Source organism: Christensenella sp. (assembly GCF_034927525.1).
Taxonomy (GTDB): Bacteria; Bacillota; Clostridia; order Christensenellales; family Christensenellaceae; genus Christensenella.
Map to the genome: position 1 here is coordinate 1 of NZ_JAYFPU010000039.1, position 1,851 is coordinate 1,851.

Below are 1,851 nucleotides of genomic sequence, written 5' to 3' on the forward strand. Positions count from 1 at the left end.
GTTTAGTGTAGATTTTGTTTCGCAACTTAATTCTACTACAAAAGGACTGGTGATTCCTTATATTTTGGGCATTTTCTGAAAGTTGTTCATTGCATTACCAGTGAAACAAGGGGTTTGTGGATAAAACTACGAAAACTCAAGAAGAACCCAGTTGTTGATTTAAGTCTAAGTTTGTGATATGATTTAATGGAAGTAATCGAATTCACATAAGGCGATTTTTTTAATAAACAAGGGAGGTGAGTTTTTTTATTTTATTCGTCCGTTTTTGTATTTGTTACATTTATTTTGGAAAGGACAAAATTATGATTAAGAAAATTTCCGTTATTGTCTTTGTGTTTCTTTGTATTTTCACTTCTAGTGTCTTTGCAGCAAGTGCCGAAGAGTGCGATAGCGGACTCCTAAATCTAGGAGTGCCCCAACAAACACTAGATCAGATGTCTGAACAAATTAAACAAGCTACATATGAATCTTTAATGACCACGGAAGATGCGGATCACCTCGTCTTTGATTCATATGACGAAGAAGTAATAGCCATCCCTTCCTCTAATACGAACACACGTAGTATTGGAGATGACTATTTGAAATTTGGTGTATCCACATTTCACGTCAGTAATAATTTTTTGAGAACTTATATTAGACCATACTACGAATGGACCAATCCACAGTTAAATCCAGATACTGCACATGATTCTTTTTCATTTCTAATTGATTTTAATAGATGGAACATTCTTACCACACCATCATTTACTACTATATCCGCACTTGGTCAGGAACGTTATTATACGAATCCATCAAAGCTTGATTTTAATGGAGCAACTTATCCAATTCATTCTGCAGAAACTTTTGGCATGGGTAGCATATGCGCAAGGCGAGATTCGAATCTTGGATCACCAGATGTAATTGTTACATATGTTCACAATCCAGTAAATTGGGCTTATACCCTTTCTTTTGGGCCGTTTTCCATTGACTTCGCATCACCTTTTAATGGGGTGGATGTCATCAATAAAGTTCTAAAAAATCATGATTGAAGAAAGAGATACCTATGAAAGAAAAAAATTACGATTTACTATACTTACTATTACTAATACCCATCATTGGCACTTTTGTAATTCGTATTATTGGTTATCCAGCGACTTTGTTTTATGATTTACCCATCACGATTAGTGTTTGTGCTATTCTGTATTTCCTTAAAGAGATTATGAAAAAACTTTAAAAAGCACGGGGCTCATTAAATGGGTATTAACATCTCCCTATTCTGAAATAAAGAAGACTGTCGGGCTTGCCCTCGATGGTCTTTTTTCCTTAACGGTCAAAGCCGAAGTTATACGATAGACCATAGTTATTGTCAACGTCCACCGTTTTTATTAAGCTTTCCTTGACCGTAGGAGGGATAAGCCGTAGAATAAAGGACACGAAGAGGGAGGAGCGACCATGAAAAAAATTGAAGCCGTGGACCTAAGGGATGATTTGGAGGTACTGATCGATTTTAAAAAGCGGGTGGATGAGGTTCTTGCCCAGGAAGAATGCCTGGGGGACTGTGTGATCAAAGGGATCCTGGGATCGGAACAGGATTTTTCAGAATTAAATGTTGAAAATGCACGTTTTGAGAATTGTCGCCTGTTGGAGTGTTCCTTTAAAAAAAGCAGTTTTAAAAATGTCAGCTTTCGGAATTGCGATTTTTCGGGCAGCCGATTTGAAGATGCCTACTTTAGCCAATGTGAATGGAAGGGCTGTAAAGCATTGGGGAGCAGCTTTAGCCAAGGGGTTTTCAAAAACATCCTATTGGCGGATAATAATATGAAATATACGGATTTTGATGGCTCCCAGTGGCGATGGGCTCACTGGGAGGAG

2 protein-coding genes are annotated in these 1,851 nt (G+C 37.5%); both read left to right on the plus strand.

From position 1 onward, the window contains the following. The first annotated feature begins 302 nt into the window (after positions 1 to 302). Positions 303 to 1,028, plus strand: coding sequence for a hypothetical protein (locus tag VB081_RS01395; RefSeq protein WP_323398011.1), 726 nt, complete (start codon positions 303 to 305; stop codon positions 1,026 to 1,028). A 403-nt stretch (positions 1,029 to 1,431) separates the two neighbouring features. Next, a partial coding sequence (locus VB081_RS01400) for a pentapeptide repeat-containing protein (protein WP_323399080.1) occupies positions 1,432 to 1,851 on the plus strand: 420 nt, incomplete at its 3' end.

Coding starts and splice junctions, on each gene's coding strand:
- VB081_RS01395 (WP_323398011.1), top strand. CDS start 303: ATGATTAAGAAAATTTCCGTTATTGTCTTTGTGTTTCTTTGTATTTTC.